General features: G+C 62.5%; 18 protein-coding genes. 7 read left to right on the top strand and 11 right to left on the bottom strand.

Features of this window, described 5'->3' with window-relative positions; translation table 11 throughout:
- Positions 1–5: 5 nt before the first annotated feature.
- A complete protein-coding gene (locus ATN84_RS01060; RefSeq protein ID WP_068879691.1) occupies positions 6–485 on the top strand; it encodes a F0F1 ATP synthase subunit B in 480 nt (159 codons plus the stop codon).
- A gap of 645 nt (positions 486–1,130) precedes the next feature.
- Here the strand turns inward: ATN84_RS01060 and ATN84_RS01050 are convergent.
- Positions 1,131–1,796, bottom strand: a complete 666-nt coding sequence (locus ATN84_RS01050; RefSeq protein WP_068879689.1) for a ribonuclease HII — start codon at positions 1,794–1,796, stop codon at positions 1,131–1,133.
- Between the two features lie 187 nt (positions 1,797–1,983).
- Positions 1,984–3,138, bottom strand: coding sequence for a PA0069 family radical SAM protein (locus ATN84_RS01045; RefSeq protein WP_068879688.1), 1,155 nt, complete (start codon positions 3,136–3,138; stop codon positions 1,984–1,986).
- A 214-nt stretch (positions 3,139–3,352) separates the two neighbouring features.
- Between ATN84_RS01045 and ATN84_RS01040 the strand changes: the two genes are divergently transcribed.
- The gene (locus tag ATN84_RS01040) at positions 3,353–3,859 is read left to right on the top strand and encodes a glycosyltransferase (RefSeq protein WP_068879687.1); all 507 of its coding nucleotides are present in this window, start codon (positions 3,353–3,355) and stop codon (positions 3,857–3,859) included.
- Between the two features lie 183 nt (positions 3,860–4,042).
- Here the strand turns inward: ATN84_RS01040 and ATN84_RS01035 are convergent, their stop codons facing one another.
- The 8 genes from ATN84_RS01035 to ATN84_RS01000 form a co-directional block, all read right to left on the bottom strand.
- Entirely contained in the window at positions 4,043–4,942 is a 900-nt protein-coding gene (locus ATN84_RS01035; RefSeq protein ID WP_068879686.1) for an alpha/beta fold hydrolase, read from the bottom strand.
- Between the two features lie 178 nt (positions 4,943–5,120).
- Entirely contained in the window at positions 5,121–5,663 is a 543-nt protein-coding gene (gene moaB / locus ATN84_RS01030) for a molybdenum cofactor biosynthesis protein B (RefSeq protein WP_068879685.1), read from the bottom strand.
- Between the two features lie 5 nt (positions 5,664–5,668).
- Positions 5,669–6,580, bottom strand: coding sequence for a 4-(cytidine 5'-diphospho)-2-C-methyl-D-erythritol kinase (locus ATN84_RS01025; RefSeq protein WP_068879684.1), 912 nt, complete (start codon positions 6,578–6,580; stop codon positions 5,669–5,671).
- Positions 6,581–6,604: 24 nt separating this feature from the next.
- Positions 6,605–6,790 carry a LapA family protein gene (locus ATN84_RS01020; protein WP_068879683.1) on the bottom strand — a complete coding sequence of 62 codons (186 nt, stop codon included), beginning with the start codon at positions 6,788–6,790 and terminating at the stop codon, positions 6,605–6,607.
- Positions 6,791–6,836: 46 nt separating this feature from the next.
- Positions 6,837–7,709 carry a S49 family peptidase gene (locus ATN84_RS01015; protein ID WP_068879682.1) on the bottom strand — a complete coding sequence of 291 codons (873 nt, stop codon included), beginning with the start codon at positions 7,707–7,709 and terminating at the stop codon, positions 6,837–6,839.
- Between the two features lie 200 nt (positions 7,710–7,909).
- The gene (gene nhaA / locus ATN84_RS01010) at positions 7,910–9,112 is read right to left on the bottom strand and encodes a Na+/H+ antiporter NhaA (RefSeq protein WP_068879681.1); all 1,203 of its coding nucleotides are present in this window, start codon (positions 9,110–9,112) and stop codon (positions 7,910–7,912) included.
- A 74-nt stretch (positions 9,113–9,186) separates the two neighbouring features.
- Positions 9,187–9,987, bottom strand: a complete 801-nt coding sequence (locus ATN84_RS01005) for a tRNA1(Val) (adenine(37)-N6)-methyltransferase (protein ID WP_068879680.1) — start codon at positions 9,985–9,987, stop codon at positions 9,187–9,189.
- 1 nt (position 9,988) lies between these two features.
- A complete protein-coding gene (locus tag ATN84_RS01000) occupies positions 9,989–10,216 on the bottom strand; it encodes a putative signal transducing protein (protein WP_068880806.1) in 228 nt (75 codons plus the stop codon).
- Between the two features lie 226 nt (positions 10,217–10,442).
- On the opposite strand from ATN84_RS01000, the gene ATN84_RS00995 reads away from it, so the two are divergent.
- From ATN84_RS00995 to glyS, 4 genes are all read left to right on the top strand, one after another.
- Complete coding sequence (locus ATN84_RS00995; protein ID WP_068880805.1) at positions 10,443–11,459, top strand: polyprenyl synthetase family protein; 1,017 nt, start codon at positions 10,443–10,445, stop codon at positions 11,457–11,459.
- A 148-nt stretch (positions 11,460–11,607) separates the two neighbouring features.
- The gene (locus ATN84_RS00990; protein ID WP_068879679.1) at positions 11,608–13,356 is read left to right on the top strand and encodes a tetratricopeptide repeat protein; all 1,749 of its coding nucleotides are present in this window, start codon (positions 11,608–11,610) and stop codon (positions 13,354–13,356) included.
- A gap of 177 nt (positions 13,357–13,533) precedes the next feature.
- Positions 13,534–14,460: a glycine--tRNA ligase subunit alpha gene (locus ATN84_RS00985; RefSeq protein WP_068880804.1), complete on the top strand. Its 927-nt coding sequence runs from the start codon at positions 13,534–13,536 to the stop codon at positions 14,458–14,460.
- A complete protein-coding gene (glyS, locus tag ATN84_RS00980; RefSeq protein ID WP_425287360.1) occupies positions 14,423–16,669 on the top strand; it encodes a glycine--tRNA ligase subunit beta in 2,247 nt (748 codons plus the stop codon). The genes ATN84_RS00985 and glyS overlap by 38 nt, the downstream gene beginning before the upstream one ends.
- Before the next feature lie 311 nt (positions 16,670–16,980).
- On the opposite strand, the gene ATN84_RS00975 is transcribed toward glyS, so the two are convergent.
- Entirely contained in the window at positions 16,981–17,355 is a 375-nt protein-coding gene (locus tag ATN84_RS00975; RefSeq protein WP_068879677.1) for a hypothetical protein, read from the bottom strand.
- 148 nt (positions 17,356–17,503) lie between these two features.
- On the opposite strand from ATN84_RS00975, the gene ATN84_RS00970 reads away from it, so the two are divergent.
- Positions 17,504–18,466, top strand: coding sequence for an L-threonylcarbamoyladenylate synthase (locus ATN84_RS00970; protein ID WP_068879676.1), 963 nt, complete (start codon positions 17,504–17,506; stop codon positions 18,464–18,466).
- Positions 18,467–18,500: the final 34 nt, after the last annotated feature.

The following is an 18,500-nucleotide window of genomic DNA, read 5'->3' as shown; positions in this document are numbered from 1 at the left end:
ACGACATGGACGCTACATTCTGGTCACTCGTCGCTCTTATTATTTTCGTGGGCGTCATCATCTACATGAAGGTGCCGAAAGTGCTCGCCCGTTCGCTGGATGAGCGCGCTGACCGCATCAAGAACGAGCTTGATGAGGCCCGCCGCCTGCGTGAGGAGGCCCAGCAGCTCCTGGCCGAGTATCAGCGCAAGCGCAAGGAAGCCGAGAAGGAAGCCGGCGATATCCTGACCGCCGCCGAGCGCGAGGCGAAGGCGCTTCTCGAGGAGGCCAAGGCGAAGACGGAAGACTATGTCGCCCGCCGCAACAAGCTTGCCGAACAGAAGATCGCGCAGGCCGAATCCGAGGCGATCAACGAGGTCCGTTCCTCCGCAGTCGAGATCGCGGTCACCGCGGCCGGCCGGCTCATCGCCGACAAGCTGGACCCGAAGACGGCCGGCGAACTCTTCAAGAAGTCGGTCGGCGAAGTGAAATCGCGGCTCAACTGAGCCGGCACGTTTCGCTGGTTCCGATACTGGTTAAGACGCCGCCGCAAGGCGGCGTTTTTGTTTGCGTGTGATTTTGGAGCGCTTCACGTTTTTATGGAATCGCTAGTCTGTCATGGTTTTATTGAAACGCTGGCAGAACGCGGCCCATCTCGCCGTCATTCTCGGACTTGTCCCGAGAATCTACCATAAGAAAAAGAGAATGATTACCGTCCTGATAGATCAGGCTGCAGTAGATTCTCGGGACAAGCCCGAGAATGACGGCCAGACGGACACCGCTTCAAGCTGGTTCTGACAAACTCAAGCTGGTTCTGACAAACACTAGGCGCCCCCCTCTGGCCTGCCCGCCATCTCCCGCAAGGGCAGGGCAATCGCATATGGCGCAATTTGCCCTTCACCCTTACCCTCTCCCGCAAACAGGGAGAGGGGACACCAGCGTCTCCGCCTCTTTCTTCTCCCCGCATGCGGGGAGAAGATGCCGGCAGGCAGATGAGGGGCATTCATATGCGATTGCCTGCCCTTGGCGGGGGGAGATGCCCGGCAGGGCAGAGGGGGTGCTGTCCCGCCAGGGGTTTCCATTCCAGGTAAAATGCTTTGCCACAGAAAAAGGCGAAGTCAGAAACGGCACTTTTCCGTACCCAAACGCCCTCACTCCGCCGGAAAACGGCCCTTGATCGGCGCGAAGGTATAGCGGTGCAGGCCGCGGAGGGGGCCGTGGAGCTCGATGGCCGAGCGGTGCTGCTGGGTCGCATATCCCACATGCGCCTCGAGCCCGTAATGGGGGTGGTGCCCGCCCGCCCGCTGCATCATGCGGTCGCGGGTGACCTTGGCGACGATGGAGGCGGCGGCGATCGAGACGGAGCGCTGGTCCCCCTTGACGAGGGCGCTGCCCTCGCAGCAGAGCCCCCAGGGCACGTCGCAGCCGTCGACCAGCGCATGGGAAGGCGCCAGCGTCAGCCCGGCGGCCGCGCGGCGCATAGCCTCCAGCGACGCCTTGCGGATATCCGAGCGGTCAATGCTGGGCGCGCAGAGGCTTGCGACGGAAACCGCCAGGGCCTGCGAGAGAATAGCGTCGAAAAGCTTCTCCCGCATCGCCGCGGTCAGCCGCTTGGAATCGTCGAGACCTTCGGGAAGGCGCTCCGCATCGAGAACCACCGCAGCCGCCACCACCGGCCCGGCCAGCGGGCCGCGTCCCGCTTCGTCTATGCCGGCGATAGGGCGAACGCCTCTTTTGAGCAGCCGCAGCTCGGTGGAAAAATCCGGCTTGATCGGCATGTCGAATAGGAGCGGAGAATCGGTAAGCACGCGAGTCATGGTGCGGCGACGATCGCATTGCTTCCGGTTCTCCGCAAGACCTCCTGCCGGGGGACGGGGGCAGTGAGGTCGCCATCAGGCAAGGGGCTCGGATACCTGATGGAAGTTAAATCGCTTCGCCGGAACCGCGCATAGGAAGCCGGATACTCCCACTATGCGCATTGCGGCGAAAAGTTCCGCGAGGGGGTCAAAAAAGTGAGAGCTGGGTTCCGTATTTCGCCGGCGGCTCGAAAAGATCGGTTCTGAGCTTCCTCCTCTGGATGTTCATACCGAGCTTCTTGGCGGCGATTTCGAAACGCCGACCGATCTGCCAGGCATAGGGGCCTTCGCCGCGCATGCGCTTGCCCCATTCGGCATCGTAATCCTTGCCGCCGCGCATGGAGCGCACCAGCGACATGACATGGCGATAGCGGTCCGGATAGTGCCTGAGCAGCCAGTCCTTGAAGATCGGCGCCACCTCCAGCGGCAGCCGCAGGAGGACATAGCCCGCCTCCCGCGCGCCCATCGCATGGGCCGAATCGAGGATACGCTCGATCTCGTGATCATTGACGCCGGGGATGACCGGCCCCATCATCACCGAGGCGGGAATACCGGCATCGGCGAGCGTGCGGATCGCCTGCAGCCGCCTTGTCGGGGTCGAGGCGCGGGGTTCCATCGTCCGGGCAAGCCGCGCGTCGAGCGTCGTCACCGAGAGCGCCACCTTGGCGAGACCCTTTTCGGCCATCCGGGCGAGGATATCCTGGTCGCGCATCACCATGGCGGATTTGGTGACGATCCCGACGGGATGGTTGGCCGCCTCGAGCACTTCGAGGATTTCGCGCATGATGCGCCATTTCTTCTCGATCGGCTGATAGGGATCCGTATTGGTACCGATGGCGATGGTCTTCACCACATAGCCGGGCTTGGCCAGTTCCCGCTCCAGGAGGCGCGGCGCATCCGGCTTGGCGAAGAGCTTCGATTCGAAATCTAGCCCCGCCGAAAGACCCATATAGCTGTGCGTCGGACGGGCGAAGCAATAGATGCAGCCATGTTCGCAGCCGCGATAGGGATTGATCGAGCGGTCGAAGCTGATATCGGGTGAATCGTTGCGCGTGATGATCGTCCGGGGCTTCTCGACCTGCACGTCCGTCTTGAAGGGCGGCAGTTCCTCGATTGTGTTCCAGCCATCGTCGAAGACGTGCCGGGAGATCGGCTCGAAACGTCCCGATGGATTGATGCCTGCGCCGCGCCCGCGCCGCCGCTCGTGGTTGATGCGCAGGCCGGCTTCCCCGATCAGCGCATTGGCGTGCTCCGCCCGGCCTTCTCCGAAAGCAGCTCTGTCGGCATGGTGAATGACATCCATTCGCTTGCTCCTCGCCGGAATATATTCCGGGCTTACCGGCTTCTCTTGGAACGCTTCACATAGGGCGGGCATCATCTGTCCGCCTGTCGGTGACCGGCTCGACCAATCACCATTTGATGAATCTATTCCTATCCAGCAAATGAGAACAAATCAAGAACTTTTTTGTATGTGAAGGAAATGTGGCATTTTCCGCCTCCATGCGATAAGCGGAACCATGGTGTCCGTTATTATCGAAACCAAGAACGCGGAAGAGGCCCTGGCGCGCACGCTGGCGGGGCTGGTCAACGCAGCGGTCGAAGGGCTGGTGCGTGACGTCGTTATCGTCGACCACGGATCGAGCGATCACACGCGCGAGGTTGCCGATGCGGCGGGCTGCAGCTTTCTGGAAAACGGGTCGCTTCTTGATGGCGTCAGGCTCGCGCGTGGTGAGTGGCTCCTGCTCCTGGAGCCGGGCTCGCGCTTGCTCGAAGGCTGGTCGGAATCCGCGCGCAATCACATCGAGGCGCTGCCCGGACCGGCGCGTTTCTCCCGTTCCTCGATCAACAGGCCGCGTTTTCTGGCGCGGGTCTTCGGCACCAACAATCCGATGAGCGACGGGCTTTTGATGTCGAAGCGCCAGGCAATGGCGCTTCTGAAGCCAGGCCATGGGGCAGGCGATCTGGCGCGCGGCATCGCCACGCGGCGGCTCAAGGCGGAGATCGTGCCGGCGAACAGGGCTTAGGCCGCGTTGCCTAGTGTTTGTCAGAACTAGCTTGAAGCGGCGTCCGTCTGGTCATCATTCTCGGGCTTGTCCCGAGAATCTACTGCGGCCTGATCTGTCAGAACTGTAATCATTCTCTTTTTTCTGATGGTAGATTCTCGGGACAGACCCGAGATTGACAGCGGGATAGCGGGCCGCGTTCTGCTAGTGTTTCAATTCAGCCAGGCTCTCCGGGTTTTCCGCTTTCTGCCGGGTATGCCGGATGAAGTCGAGCATAAGCGTCGCGGCAGGGGCCGAATGGGTCTCGAGCAGCTTGTGGCCGGCGTCGAGAATATGGGCTTCCATCCTCGGCAGCGCCTTCATCCATGACAGGATTTCGGCGAGATCGAAGAAGGGGTCATGCCGTGCCCAGAGCATCAGGGAAGGCGGCTGCCAACGCGCGAGATATTCGGCGATTTCGCCGAACCGGGCGACATAGTTCCCATAATCCCTGACGAGCGCTCGCTGCGTATCCAGCCGGCCCGGCAATTGCATCACCCGCCAGTCCTCCTCCCAGACTTCCGCCGGGATTCGCGCCGCCAAGTCCGGCGGCATCCCGCCGAGATACCCGTTGCGCGTGCCCTCTAATGTGAAATGCGCGGTCGCGGCCGCCTCATTGTCCGGGTTTGGATGCGACCAGTAGGCGATCACCGGGGCCCATGGCGGCCCGAGCCCGGTCCCATGCGCGTTGGCGTTCTGGACGATGAGGCCCAGGACCTGTTCCGGCGCCTGCATGGCGATGTCAAAACCCACTGGTGCGCCGAAATCATGAAGATAGATGTAGCGCGGCCCGACCGCGAGCCGGTCCAGGAGCTCCGAGATGGCCCGCCCGAAGGCGGGAAACGTAGGCGCCGGCAGAACCTCCGATGCGCCGTAGCCAGGTAGATCCGGCGCGATCACATGTGCGACCTGCGACAGCTCGGGCATGACGTTGCGAAAATAGTCCGCCGAACCCGGAAAGCCGTGCTGAAGCAGAATGGCGGGATTGGACGATTCACCTGCCGTGACGAAGGCCAATTCCGTGCCGCCGGACAGGCGAAGCCGTTGCCTTTTTGCCGGTTGCATGTCTGGACTCCTCTTCTGAAAGCGTCTGACCTTTCACAACGGCCACACCGGGGCAACGTTCCGGTGGGATGGCGCAAACGGGGGATGGACCTCCAGCCAAGGCGTTTCTCCTGGCGTCTTGTTGTCTTTGCTTCAAAAGGAGATGCAGGGCGGAACGATTGCGGCGATCGACAGTCGCTCAGGCCTTTTGGCGCTTCAGATGCTCGCTGAGCCGCGGCATGATCTCTACGAAATTGCAGGGCTTGTGGCGATAGTCGAGCTGGGACTGCAGGATATGGTCCCAGGCGTCGCGGCATGCGCCGGGCGACCCCGGCAGCACGAAGACAAAGGTGGCGTTGACGACGCCGCCGGTCGCCCGCGACTGGATCGTCGACGTACCGATCTTGTCATAGGAGATGCGGTGGAAGACCGCCGAGAAGCCGTCCATGCGCTTTTCGAAGATCGGTTCGAGCGCCTCCGGCGTCACGTCGCGCCCGGTAAAGCCGGTGCCACCGGTGGTGACGATGACGTCGACATTGGGATCGCGGGACCAGAAGAGGACCTTATCGCGGATTTTCTCCTGATCGTCGGTGACGATATCCCGCGATACGAGCCTGTGTCCCATCTCGACGATCCGCTCCACCAGCGTGTCGCCGGACTTGTCGTTGGCGAGCGTACGCGTGTCCGACACCGTCAGCACCGCGATGCCGACGGGAATGAAGGGACGTGTTTCGCTTGCCATCTCGCTCACTCCGATGCGTGCCTTGTTTCCGTCGCCACCACGAACCATTGCGGATTGCGTGCTTTGAGGAACGCCGCCGCTCGCACCGCCGCCGCGTTGTCGTGGAAGACCGCAAAGCAGGTGGCTCCCGATCCGGACATCTGCGCAAAGCGCGCTCCGGACTCGGCAAAAAGATCGAGAAGGCCGGCAAGCGCCGGGGCGAGCGTCAGCGACGCGGCATAGAGATCGTTGCGCGTCTGCCGGAGATAGGTGCAGACAGTTTCGACAGTCGAGAAATCAGGCGGGGAGGGGAGCGGCGGATTGTCCCGGCGCGATAGCGCCTCAAAGACACGCGGTGTCGAAAGCCCTGTGCCGTCATTGGCCAGCACGATCGGCAGCGAAGGAAAGCGGGGAACGGGTTGAAGCGCCTCGCCGATACCGCGCGCGAGGAGCGGCAGGCCCTTCTGCTGGCCGTGCAGGCACATGGGCAGGTCCGCGCCGAGTGAAAGCCCGGTCTCGCAGAGGCTCTCAATGTCGAGACCGAGCGCCCACAGCCGGTTGAGCGCGATGAGCGCGGCCGCCGCATCGCTCGACCCGCCGCCGATGCCGGAGGCGATCGGCAGCCGCTTGTCCAGGCGGATATCGACCGGCCGCGCCTTTGTCGGAAAACGCGCGCGCAGTGCGTCGCGTGCCCTGAGAACCAGGTTCGTCGCATCCGTCGGTACGGCCTGCGCGAACGGCCCTGTCACCGTGAAACAGTCCTGCGCCGACAACGAGACATCGATCTGGTCACCGAAGCCGGCGAATGCCACCAGGCTTTCGAGCAGATGATAGCCGTCGTCGCGCCGGCCCGTGACATGCAGGGCAAGGTTGATCTTGGCGGGGGCGAGGAGGGAGACGCTCGCGTGCGCCGGGAGCGGGGAAATATGCCTGTTCATATGCCAAGCCGGGATAGCACGAGGTCAATCCTCGCGCACGTGGTATTCGCCCGTTTTCGGGTCCTGCACCAGCGTGCCGTGCGCCCGGTTGCTCGCTTCCTTCTCGGCCTGGCGGACCCGCTGCGAAACCCGAGCGGCCTCGCGCTTGAACGAGCGGTAGCCATACCAGGCGATCAAGCCGATGAGGATGAAAAAGATAAGCTGCGGCATTGCCTCAAACCTTCAAACCCGCCTTCTGTCGGCATCCGGGTCTTTGTCAAAGCCCGTAGCGCGACCATAGGGCTTTTTCCTCTATTGCAGACAGCAGGCCTTCCGTCGCACCCGCTGCAGCTTGCGCCAATGCGTCCGATTTGTGAAGCCCGCCGACGGATGGCGTGCGCCAGCCCAGAAGCCCACGCGGCTGCTGGATCAGCTTCAGCCTGGTCTTCGGGCCGTATTCCCGGCGCAGATGCGAGCGCATGTCGCCGAGCCCGTCGATAAGTCCGAGTGAAAGCGCCTTCTCGCCCGACCAGAACAGCCCCGTGAAAAGATCCGGATCGTCCGCGAGCGCCGCCCCGCGCCGCTCCTTGACGAGATTGATGAAAGTCTCGTGCACCTCCAGCTGCAGCCTCTTGAGGTGCTCGACATCGCTCTTCTTTTCCGGCTGGAAAGGATCGAGCGCCACCTTGTTCTTGCCTGCCGTATAGACGCGGCGCTCCACGCCGATCTTCTTGATCAGGTCCTGAAAGCCGAAGGAGGCGGAGACGACGCCGATCGAGCCGAGGATGGAGGACGGATCGGCGATGATCTCGTCGCCCGCGACCGCGATCATGTAGCCGCCCGAAGCCGCGACATCCTCGACGAAGACATAGACCTTCTTGTTCTTCTCCTCGGCCAGGTCGCGGATGCGCCGGAAGATCAGCCGTGACTGAACCGGCGAGCCGCCCGGCGAATTGACGGAGAGCGCCACAGCCGGCGCATCCTTCTCGGCAAAGGCCTTTTCGAGCACGCCGGCCGTGGTCGCCAGCGAAAGCGTGGGGCGGAACTGCGCGCCGCCCGTCATGATTGCGCCATGCAGGCGCACCACGGGAATCTCGATATGGTCCGATCGAAGCCGGCGCGGCAGGAAACGGGAAAGAAAACGGGCCACTCGCTACTCCAGGCAGAATTTCCGGAACGCCATGAGGGGCGCTCTGCTCGTGATGGATTACCTTACTTTTGCTGACAGGAAGTTACCCCTGTAAAACGCCTTTCGCATGTAGGTGCGAAATATGAAAGCACAATGCCCCGCCGACAGGATCGGCGGGGCATTTCCATGCGACATCGTGGATCTGTGCGGGATGTTTCCCTTTAGCCGATCAGTTCTTCTTCCTGCTCCGGTTTGCGCTTTCCGCAAAACCGCAGCACCAGATAGCCGAAGACGGCAGAAAGGATCGATCCGGTCAGGACGCCGATCTTGGTTTCGTCCTGCATATGATCGGACGGGAATGACAGAAGCCCGATGAACAGGCTCATCGTAAAGCCGATGCCGCACAGCAGCGACACGCCATAGATCTGGGCCCAGGTCGCGCCCATCGGCTTTGCGGTCAGGCGAAGCTTGATGGAAAGCCATGCGGCGCCGAAGACACCCACCTGCTTGCCGATGAAAAGGCCAAGCGCGATGCCGAGCGTCAGCGTGTCCCTGAAGACCGTGGCATCCACCCCGGCAAAGGATACGCCGGCATTGGCGAAGCCGAAGATCGGCACGATGAGAAACGACACCCAGTTGGAGAGCGCATGCTCGAGCTTATGCAGCGGCGAGGTCATGTCGTCGGGCTTGCCCGGCGCCGGGCGCAGCGGAATGGCCATCGCCAGGATGACGCCGGCGACCGTCGCATGCACGCCGGAGCGCAGCACGAGATACCAGAGAACCGCGCCGACGATCAGATAGGGAAGGAGCTTCATCACGCCCATGCGGTTGAGCACGATGAGCACCAGCGTTGCCGCGGCGGCGGCGCCCAGATAGGGCATCGCGATATCGGAGGTATAGAAGACCGCGATGATGGCGACGGCCGCGAGATCGTCCAGGATGGCGAGCGTCGCCAGAAACACCTTGAGGCTCGTGGGCACGCGTGAGCCGAGCAACGAGATGACGCCGAGCGCGAAGGCGATATCGGTCGCCGACGGGATCGCCCAGCCTCGGATGGTCTCCGGGTTGGAAAAGTTCAGGTAAGCGAAGATGAGCGCGGGAATCGCGACGCCGCCGGCTGCCGCGATGCCGGGCAGCATGCGGTTTGACCAGCTCGCCAGCTGTCCGTCCAGGAACTCGCGTTTGATTTCCAGCCCCACCAGCAGGAAGAAGATGACCATCAGCCCGTCATTGATCCAGTGCAGGAGGCTGAGGCCGCCTATATAGATATGAAGCGCATGGAAATAGGTTTCGGCGAGGGGCGAATTTGCGACGATCAGCGCCAGCGCGGCGGCAAACATCAATATGATACCGCCGGATGCCTCACTGTCCAGGAAGCGGCGCAGAACTGACGGCGGGCGGATCAGGCTGGGGACATCGTTCATAAGTTCATCGTTCCAATCTGGAAAAATAGCGGACTTGATTTTGAAGTACGCCGCTTCTCGCAAAAATTGGCCCGTTATAAAAGCCCTTTTCGGCCATTATTGATGGCGTCGGCGCGCTCCGTAAACGCGTTACCACGCCCGCCATGCAGCACTAAGGCGGGGGCGAGCGTCATTTTGGCGCGGCTGCCGCGCCACCCGCACATCACGATGCGGATTGCCGCCTCGTCCGGGCGCGGCTGAACGGGAACGAGCGTCAGTCCGCCGAAGCGGCCGGAAAGGGCGGCGAGCATCTCGCCGATCGAGACGGGCCGCGCGATGATGGCTATGCCGCCGCCGGGTTTCACGATCGCAGCCGCCGTCCTGATCCACTGTTCGAACATGTCCTTCGGCATGACATGCGCCTCGGCCTTCAGCGCATCCGGCGTGCGGCGATCGGCCTCCGCGTTGAAGGGCGGGTTCATGATCGCGAAATCGAAAGCGTTGTCGGGAAGGCCGGCGGCGCCGCGCGCCCGCCCGGCCAGCGTCACATCAGCCTCGACGAGCGTCGCGCGCTGCGCAATATCCGCGTTCAGGGGATGCGCAAGCGTCTTGCGGGCAAATTCTGCCATGAAGGCGGAGCGCTCCACCAGCGTCACATGCGCGCAAGGACATCGCGCCGCCACCGCAAGCCCTGCCGCGCCCGCGCCCGCGCCGAGATCGACGAGCTTTCCGGAAAATCCGTCGGACACCGCGCTTGCCAGGATCATGGCGTCGACGCCCGCCCGATGCCCCTTCAGCGCCGGTTGCACGAGATGGAAGGCGCCCCGGTGAAAGACATCCAGGGTCTCCGCCGTATCGTCCGGTGAGGGACCGTTTCGCTGGGGCAGGGCGCTCATATTAAACCTGCGGCCGCAATTCGTGCTCGATCCCGGCGTCGATAAGAAGCTGGCGGGCACGCTTTGCCTCTGCCGCATCCACCATCAGGCGGCGCGGCAGCACGCCGAGCGACCCCTCGATGATGCTCATATTCGAATCGGCGACGAAATAGCCGATACCCGCCTCTGCCAGAAGCGCTTCCGCAAAGGAAATCAGCACAAGGTCGTTGGTTCGCATGAGTTCGATCATATGCATAGAATGCAGTTTGCGCGGGCGTTGACAACTGCGCCATGTCGGAATTGTGAGCATGGCGTGTTCGCCGGCCGTCGTTTATGGACATTTTGCGCCTTGAGCATGAAGGTCTGCTTCAATAATGTGGCGCACGACAAGCGTTAATGCTTATCTTGCGCGAATTCAAAGGGATGGAACGTCATTTGGCGTCCGGGCGGGCGCTGCGTTCCGAGGAGTAATGGCATTGGGTGTAGTTCTCAGCCTCGACGAGAAGAAAAAACATGAAGGATCGATCCAGCCGCTGGTCGATCTGACGAAGGCCGACATGGGCCGGGTCAACGAGCTGATCCTGTCGAAGGCGGGATCGGACGTCGAGATGATACCGGAAGTGGCGAACCATCTGATCTCCTCCGGCGGCAAGCGCCTGCGCCCGATGCTGACGCTGGCCAGTGCGCGCATGTGCGGCTACGAAGGCGACGGGCATGTCAAGCTCGCCACCTCGGTCGAGTTTATGCACACCGCCACCCTGCTTCACGACGATGTGGTGGATGAAAGCGATCTCAGGCGCGGCAAAAGCACTGCGCGCACCATTTGGGGCAATCAGGCGAGCGTGCTCGTCGGCGATTTCCTCCTCGGTCAGGCCTTCAAGATGATGGTCGATGTCGGCTCGCTCGAAGCGCTCGACGTGCTGGCGACCTCCGCCTCCATCATCGCCGAGGGCGAGGTGATGCAGCTTGCCGCGGCCAAGAACATGGAGACGACGGAGGATGAGTATCTGGCGGTCATCAAGGCCAAGACCGCCGCGCTTTTCTCCGCCGCCGCCGAGGTGGGGCCGATCATCGCCGGCGCCTCGCGCGCCGATCGGGTGGCGCTGCGCTCCTACGGCCTCAATCTCGGCCTCGCTTTCCAGCTCGTCGACGACGCGCTCGATTATGGCGGCAGCGCGCGTGACCTCGGCAAGAATGTCGGTGACGACTTCCGCGAGGGCAAGATCACCATGCCGCTGCTCTTGAGCTACCGCAGGGGTACGGCGGAGGAGCGCACCTTCTGGAAGAAGTCGATCGAGGAGGGCGCCAACGACGATTCCGCGCTTGAAAAGGCGATCGGCCTGATGACCCGTTACGGCGCCATCGCCGATACGGTGCAGCGCGCCCGCCATTTCGGCGAAATCGCCAGGGATGCGCTGGCCCCCTTGGCCGCCACGCCGGAAAAGGACGCGCTCATCGACGTGATCGATTTCTGCATCAGCCGGGTGAATTGATCCGGCTTCACCGTCGAGGGCGATTTACTTCAGTGAAAGCGGCTTTTCTTGCGTCCTGTTCGCAAAAAGGCCATCCTTGCGGTGCCTCTTTGCTTTGATTGCCTGTCCCACGCGCAGGCGCGCTCGAATGATGAAAAAGGAATAGCGAATGCGGCGCAGCCCGATCTACGCTTCTCTTTACGGATTGCTTCTTGCCGCGGTGGCCGGTGTCGCGCTGCCAGTGCCTACCGTGCTCGCCAAGACCAGCGACAACCCGATCCGCACGGGATCCTTCGCCGGGGCCTATCTCGCCGGGCGCGTCGCCGAAGGCGACAATGATCTCAATACCGCCGTCGCCTATTACCGTCAGGCTCTGGCCTTTGATCCCTCCAACCAGCCGATGAAGCAGAACCTGCTCATCGCGCTTCTGACCGATGGCAAATTTAGGGATGCGCTGCCGCTGGCCGAAGAGCTGAAGAACGTGCCGGAGATCGAGCGTTTCTCGCGCGTGGCGCTCGCCATCGACGCCATTTCCAGAAAGCAATACCGCAAGGCCGGGCCGCTTCTGATGCTTTCGCTGCAATCGGACATGGACCGCCTGTCCACGGGGCTGATGAGGGCCTGGGCGATCGCCGGCGAGGGCAAGACCAAGGATGCCTTCGACGCGCTGGAAAAGCTCGAGGGGCCTGAATGGTACAATCTGTTCAAGACTTATAACGCCGCCCTCATCGCGGATATGGCGGGTGAGAAGGAGGTCGCCAGCGACTTCTATCAGCAGGCGATCGACGACCGCTCCGGCGGCGGTGCGGCTCCTGATACCTATGAGCGCATCGTCGAGGCCTATGCCGCCTTCAAGGCGCGCAATGGAGACAGGCAGGGCGCGATCGAGCTGCTCGATCAGGCGGCCGAGCAGCTCTCGGGCAGGCTTGCCCTGCGCGAGGTGCGTGAGAAGCTCGACAAGGGCGAAAAGCTGAAGCCGCTGGTTTCCACGCCGCAGCAGGGCGCGGCGGAAGTGCTCTATACGCTTGGCACGGCGATCAATCGCGGCGGCGCCGAGGCTTTCGCCAAGCTCTACCTGCAGATGTCGCTGCCGCTCCGCCCCGGTCACGACGCCACGCTGTTCCAGCTCGGCGATATCGCCGCCAAGCTGCAGCAGCCGGAAAAGGCGATTGAATATTACGGCCGCGTGCCCAAGGATTCGGTCTACCGGCGTGATGCGGAAATGCAGCTTGGCCTCAACCTGGCGGAAACCGGCAAGACCGATGAGTCGATCAAGCATCTCAAGACGCTGCTTGGTAAGGACAGGAAGGATATCCGCTCCTATCTGGCGCTGGGCGGCGTCTACGCCCAGAAGAAGGATTTCCGCAACGCCGCCGAAACCTATGATGCAGCGGTCAAGGAGATCGGCACGCCGACCCGCGACGACTGGGCGATCTTCTACCAGCGCGGCATCGCCTATGAGCGGGTGAAGGAATGGGACAAGGCGGAGCCGAATTTCCGCGAGGCGCTCAAGCTTTATCCCGACCAGCCGCAGGTGCTGAACTATCTCGGCTATTCCTGGGTGGACATGAACACCAATCTGGACGAGGCGCTCGATATGATCCGCAAGGCGGTCGAGCTGCGCCCGCAGGACGGCTATATCGTCGATTCGCTGGGCTGGGCCTATTATCGCCTCGGCCGCTACGACGAGGCGGTCACCGAACTGGAAAAGGCGGTGAAGCTGCGCCCAGAGGATGCCACCATCAACGACCATCTCGGCGATGCCTACTGGCGCGCCGGCCGCAAGCTGGAAGCGACCTTCCAGTGGAACCATGCGGTCGCCTCGAAGCCCGAGCCGGAAGAACTGGTGAAGATCGAAGAAAAGCTGAAGAAAGGCCTGCCGGCGGATGCCGATCCGCGCAAGGCGGCGGCGGAGTAGGACGGGAGACGGGCGTAGGCGCGCATATTCTCACCCCCCTCTGTCCGGCAGGACAGAGGGGGGTGAGATGAAGCGCACCGGCCCCATGATGCTTGACCCTGCGGGGCTGACAAACTAGGACGTGGCCATCCTGAATTTCCACGAGGCCTCCCCGTGTCCGTCAAGCTGCCCGACCATATGCATCCGACCCGCTCCTTCCAGGGGCTGATCCTGACGCTCCATCATTATTGGGCCGAGCACGGTTGCGTCATCCTGCAGCCTTACGACATGGAAGTGGGCGCCGGCACCTTCCACCCCGCGACGACGCTGCGCTCGCTGGGGCCGAAGCCTTGGAAGGCGGCCTATGTCCAGCCGTCGCGCCGCCCGAAGGATGGCCGCTACGGTGAAAACCCCAATCGGCTGCAGCATTATTACCAGTATCAGGTGATCATAAAGCCATCCCCGCCGAACCTTCAGGAGCTTTATCTCGGCTCGCTCAAGGCCATCGGCCTCGATCCGCTGCTGCACGACATCCGCTTCGTCGAGGACGACTGGGAAAGCCCGACGCTGGGCGCCTGGGGCCTCGGTTGGGAATGCTGGTGCGACGGCATGGAAGTCTCGCAGTTCACTTACTTTCAGCAGGTCTGCGGCATCGAATGCGCGCCGGTTTCGGGCGAGCTGACCTATGGCCTGGAGCGCCTCGCCATGTATGTGCAGGGCGTCGACAATGTCTACGACCTCAACTTCAATGGCCTCGAAGGCGACGAGAAGGTCACCTATGGCGAGGTCTTCCTGCAGGCCGAGCAGGAATATTCCCGCTATAATTTCGAGATGGCCAACACGGACGTGCTGCACCAGCACTTCATCGATGCCGAGCGCGAATGCGCGGCCATTCTGGAAGCCGGCCGTACCGGCGAGAATTCGCTGCACAAATCCGTTTTCCCGGCCTATGACCAGTGCATCAAGGCGTCTCACGTCTTCAACCTGATGGACGCCCGCGGCGTCATCTCCGTCACCGAGCGCCAGAGCTATATCCTGCGCGTGCGCAATCTCGCCCGGCAATGCGGCGAGGCCTTCCTGCTGACCGATGCGGGCGGCTTCAACTATAAGAACGAGGCTGCGTAACATGCCCGACCTTCTTCTCGAACTTCGCTCCGAGGAAATCCCCGCGCGTATGCAAAGAAAAGCGGCGGGTGATCTCAAGAAGCTCGTCACCGACGGCCTGGTCGAGGCGGGGCTGACCTATGAGGCGGCGCGCGAATACTGGACGCCGCGCCGGCTGACGCTCGATATCCGCGGCCTTACCATCCGCTCGAAGGATGTGCACGAGGAGCGCAAGGGCCCCAGCACCAAGGCGCCGGAACAGGCGATCCAGGGCTTCCTGCGCTCCGCCGGCCTCAGCGATATCTCTGAGGCCCATGTCCATACCGACCCGAAGAAGGGCGATTTCTACGTCGCCCATATTGTCAAGCCGGGCCGCGCGGCGGAAGAGATCATCGCCGAGCTGATGCCGCGGGTGATCCGCGATTTCCCTTGGCCGAAATCGATGCGCTGGGGCGCGGCCTCGGCCAAATCAGGCTCGTTGCGCTGGGTGCGCCCGCTGCAATCGATCCTCTGCACCTTCGGCCCCGAGACCGAGGAGCCGGTGGTGGTCGATTTCGCGGTCGACGGCATCCGCTCCGGCAATGTCACCTACGGCCACCGCTTCATGAGCGACGGCGAGCCGATCACCGTGCGCCGCTTCGAGGATTATGTCGCCAAGCTGGAAAAGGCGAAGGTCGTGCTCGATGCCGACCGCCGCAAGGAGATGATCCTCGACGACGCCCGCAACCTCGCCTTTGCCTCCGGCCTTGAGCTGGTCGAGGATGAGGGACTGCTGGAGGAAGTTTCCGGCCTTGTCGAATGGCCGGTGGTGCTGATGGGCGAATTCGAGCAGGAGTTCCTTGCGATCCCGCCGGAAGTCATCCGCCTGACCATCCGCGCCAACCAGAAATGCTTCGTCACGCGCAAGCAGGGCGAAAGCGAAGCGCTCTCCAACCGCTTCATCCTCATCTCCAATATCGAGGCGAAGGACGGCGGCAAGGAGATCGCCTATGGCAACGGCAAAGTGGTGCGCGCCCGCCTTTCCGATGCGTTCTATTTCTGGAAAACTGATCAGGCCGATCTGCCCGATGTCGACAAGCTGAAGACCTCGGCCGAGAAATTCGGCCTTGATCTGAAAAAACCGCTCGACCAGCGCATGGCGCGTCTCGATGCGCTTGATGTCACCTTCCATGCCAAGCTCGGCACGCAGGGCGAGCGCGTCGAGCGTATCCGGCGCCTCGCGCGCGAGATCGCGCCGCTCGTCGGCGTCGATCCGGAGCTGGCCGACCGCGCGGCGGTTCTTGCCAAGGCTGATCTCACGACCGAAGTGGTGGGCGAGTTCCCCGAATTGCAGGGCGGCATGGGCCGGAAGTACGCGCTGTTGCAGGGCGAGGATGAATCTGTCGCCGCCGCGATCGAGGAACATTACAAGCCGCTCGGCCCAAGTGATCGCGTACCGACTGATCCCGTGTCAATCGCCGTCGCGCTCGCCGACAAGCTCGACACGCTCATGGGTTTCTGGTTGATTGACGAAAAGCCAACGGGCTCGAAGGACCCTTATGCGCTCCGTCGTGCAGCGCTGGGCATAATCCGTTTGATTCTCGAAAATGATCTTCGTCTCGATCTTCTAAAAATTTTGAACCTTGCCAGCGAACTTTATCCATCAGAGCGAGTCTGCCCAAAAGACAAGGACGTGCAGGCGTGGATTCTGTTCACTCGCCCTGAGATTATTAAAGACCTTCTCTCCTTCTTCCACGACCGCCTAAAGGTCTATCTCCGCGATCAGGGCGCGCGCTATGACGCCATCGATGCAGTCCTCACGCCCGACGCCGACAATCTCCTGCTCATCGCCCGCCGCGTCGAAGCGCTGATCTATTTCATCAACACCGAGGACGGGCAGAACCTTCTGGCCGGCACCAAGCGCGCCGCCAATATCCTCGCCGCCGAGGAGAAGAAGGGCACGCGGGTGGCGGCTACCGTCGATCCCGCGCTCTTCCGCGAAGAGGAGGAGAAGGCGCTTTTCGTGGCGGTGAATCAGGCTGAGAAGGACGCCGCCGAAGCGATTCAAAAGGAAGACTTTTCCGGCGCCATGCTCGCGCTCGCCAAGCTGCGCCAGCCGGTTGATGCATTTTTTGAAAAAGTCCTCGTAAATGACGAGGATGAATCGATAAGAGCCAATCGCCTGGCGCTTCTGGCGCGCATCCGCGAGACAACGGATAAGGTCGCGGATTTTTCGAAGATCGCGGGGTGAACGTTGCGCTTAATAGCCCCCTCTCTTGCGATTTCTAACACTTAAGCCTGCACTCCGTTTCACTGCGTTCCGACTTAAGATGTTGAGATCGCTTTCTCCCCCGCAAGGGGGAGATAAGGGGTGGGCATCGACGCTTCGGCGAATTGCAGACATTGGCGATTGGCAGGGTGCGGATGCAGCGGTATCTCTCCCCTTGCGGGGGAGAAAGGATTTTCACGATCTTAGCTGGAGCGAGCAAAGCGAGTGCAGGCTAAGTCGTAGAAAATTCAAGAGAGGGAGTATTGCACCGACGTCAAGAGAGTGTCAGCGCGCTACTGCCCCGCCCGCAATTCCATCTTTTCCAGCGCCTCATCCGGCAGTGCCCCAACCGGCATCGTATCGACCTTGACCACATCCGCCGGTGCCCCACCCACTGCGCTCGCCGGCTCCTGGCCCTGCATGCGGGCCATATAGTCCCGCGCCCGCTTGCGCCGCGCTTCGAGCGCTGCCATCTTCGCCGCCTTTGCGGCCTTCTCTGCCTCGCAAGCGTTACAGATCGGATTGCCCGCGGCGTCGATGCCGTCGTAGCCGACATAATCGATGGAGCGGATATGCTCCGGCGCAGCCGGCGTTTCGATCGAGCCGGCATAGGCCACCGTCACTGATACCGTCGCCAGCAGCGATATCGCGATGAATCGAGATAACATTATTCACCCCCCGCATAATAAGCACGGCAGTCCTAGCACCCGGACCTTGCGATCCCATCTCCGCGATCCCTAGAATTTTAACGATCCCGACGATCGGCTTGCGCCGTTTGGAGCGCTTGTGTAGGCAAGTGCCGGCAGGAGAACGGATTTGACCGACATAATAGGCATAGATGACGAGGCGGTCGCCCGCGCGGCCAAAGTCCTGGGCGAGGGCGGGCTCGTCGCCATCCCCACCGAGACCGTCTATGGGCTTGCCGCCGACGCCACCAATGGCTTGGCCGTGGCGCGCATCTTCGAGGCCAAGGGCCGCCCGCGTTTCAACCCGCTGATCTGCCATGTGTCGAACCCCGGTATGGCCGAGCGTTTCGTCGAGATCGATCCCGTCTCGCGTCGCCTGATCGATGCTTTCTGGCCGGGGCCGCTGACGCTGGTGCTGCCTCTTAAAAGCAGTGCCGAGGTCCATCCGCTGGTGACGGCGGGGCTCTCCACGCTCGCCCTGCGCATGCCGCGCGGGCCCGCGGCGGAGGTGATCGCCACGCTCGATCGGCCGCTCGCCGCCCCCAGCGCCAACACGTCAGGCCGCATCAGCGCGACGACGGCCGAGGCCGTGGCCGAGGATCTGGGCGGCAAGGTGGACCTGATCCTCGATGCCGGGCCGTGCCCGGTCGGGCTGGAATCGACCATTATCAAGGTCGAGGGCGACGCCATATCGCTGCTCCGTCCCGGCGGTCTGCCGGCGGAGGAGATCGAGGCGCTGACCGGGAAGCGGCTCAAGCGCGCCGACCAGCGCGCCGCGATTGAGGCGCCCGGCATGCTCGCCTCCCACTATGCGCCACGGGCGGGCATGCGGCTTAATGCGCGCGAGCTCGCGCCCGGCGAGGCGCTGCTTGCTTTCGGGCCCTCGCGGGCGAAGGGGGCGGAAAATGCCGCGCGCACGCTCAACCTGAGCGAAACGGGGAATTTGCGCGAGGCGGCGGTGCATCTTTTCGATTATATGAAGAAGCTTGACCAGACAGGCGCGGCGACGATTGCCGTCGAGCCGATCCCGCATGACGGGCTGGGCGAGGCGATCAACGACCGGCTCGCCCGCGCCGCGGCTCCGCGAAGTTAGAGTTTTCAGATGGAGACGTTGGTTCTAGACGCTC

This window comes from Paramesorhizobium deserti, assembly GCF_001558695.1.
GTDB lineage: Bacteria > Pseudomonadota > Alphaproteobacteria > Rhizobiales > Rhizobiaceae > Paramesorhizobium > Paramesorhizobium deserti.
The sequence above is the reverse complement of the archived record's forward strand: the minus strand, read 5'-3'. Positions and strand labels throughout refer to the sequence as shown.

What these genes read in the sequence shown, in the direction of transcription:
- ATN84_RS01060 (WP_068879691.1), top strand. Translation starts at nt 6, where the DNA reads ATGGACGCTACATTCTGGTCACTCGTCGCTCTTATTATTTTCGTGGGC.
- ATN84_RS01050 (WP_068879689.1), bottom strand. Translation starts at nt 1,796, where the DNA reads ATGACTCGCGTGCTTACCGATTCTCCGCTCCTATTCGACATGCCGATC.
- ATN84_RS01045 (WP_068879688.1), bottom strand. Translation starts at nt 3,138, where the DNA reads ATGGATGTCATTCACCATGCCGACAGAGCTGCTTTCGGAGAAGGCCGG.
- ATN84_RS01040 (WP_068879687.1), top strand. Translation starts at nt 3,353, where the DNA reads ATGGTGTCCGTTATTATCGAAACCAAGAACGCGGAAGAGGCCCTGGCG.
- ATN84_RS01035 (WP_068879686.1), bottom strand. Translation starts at nt 4,942, where the DNA reads ATGCAACCGGCAAAAAGGCAACGGCTTCGCCTGTCCGGCGGCACGGAA.
- moaB (WP_068879685.1), bottom strand. Translation starts at nt 5,663, where the DNA reads ATGGCAAGCGAAACACGTCCCTTCATTCCCGTCGGCATCGCGGTGCTG.
- ATN84_RS01025 (WP_068879684.1), bottom strand. Translation starts at nt 6,580, where the DNA reads ATGAACAGGCATATTTCCCCGCTCCCGGCGCACGCGAGCGTCTCCCTC.
- ATN84_RS01020 (WP_068879683.1), bottom strand. Translation starts at nt 6,790, where the DNA reads ATGCCGCAGCTTATCTTTTTCATCCTCATCGGCTTGATCGCCTGGTAT.
- nhaA (WP_068879681.1), bottom strand. Translation starts at nt 9,112, where the DNA reads ATGAACGATGTCCCCAGCCTGATCCGCCCGCCGTCAGTTCTGCGCCGC.
- ATN84_RS01005 (WP_068879680.1), bottom strand. Translation starts at nt 9,987, where the DNA reads ATGAGCGCCCTGCCCCAGCGAAACGGTCCCTCACCGGACGATACGGCG.
- ATN84_RS01000 (WP_068880806.1), bottom strand. Translation starts at nt 10,216, where the DNA reads ATGATCGAACTCATGCGAACCAACGACCTTGTGCTGATTTCCTTTGCG.
- ATN84_RS00990 (WP_068879679.1), top strand. Translation starts at nt 11,608, where the DNA reads ATGCGGCGCAGCCCGATCTACGCTTCTCTTTACGGATTGCTTCTTGCC.
- ATN84_RS00985 (WP_068880804.1), top strand. Translation starts at nt 13,534, where the DNA reads ATGCATCCGACCCGCTCCTTCCAGGGGCTGATCCTGACGCTCCATCAT.
- glyS (WP_425287360.1), top strand. Translation starts at nt 14,423, where the DNA reads ATGCGGGCGGCTTCAACTATAAGAACGAGGCTGCGTAACATGCCCGAC.
- ATN84_RS00975 (WP_068879677.1), bottom strand. Translation starts at nt 17,355, where the DNA reads ATGTTATCTCGATTCATCGCGATATCGCTGCTGGCGACGGTATCAGTG.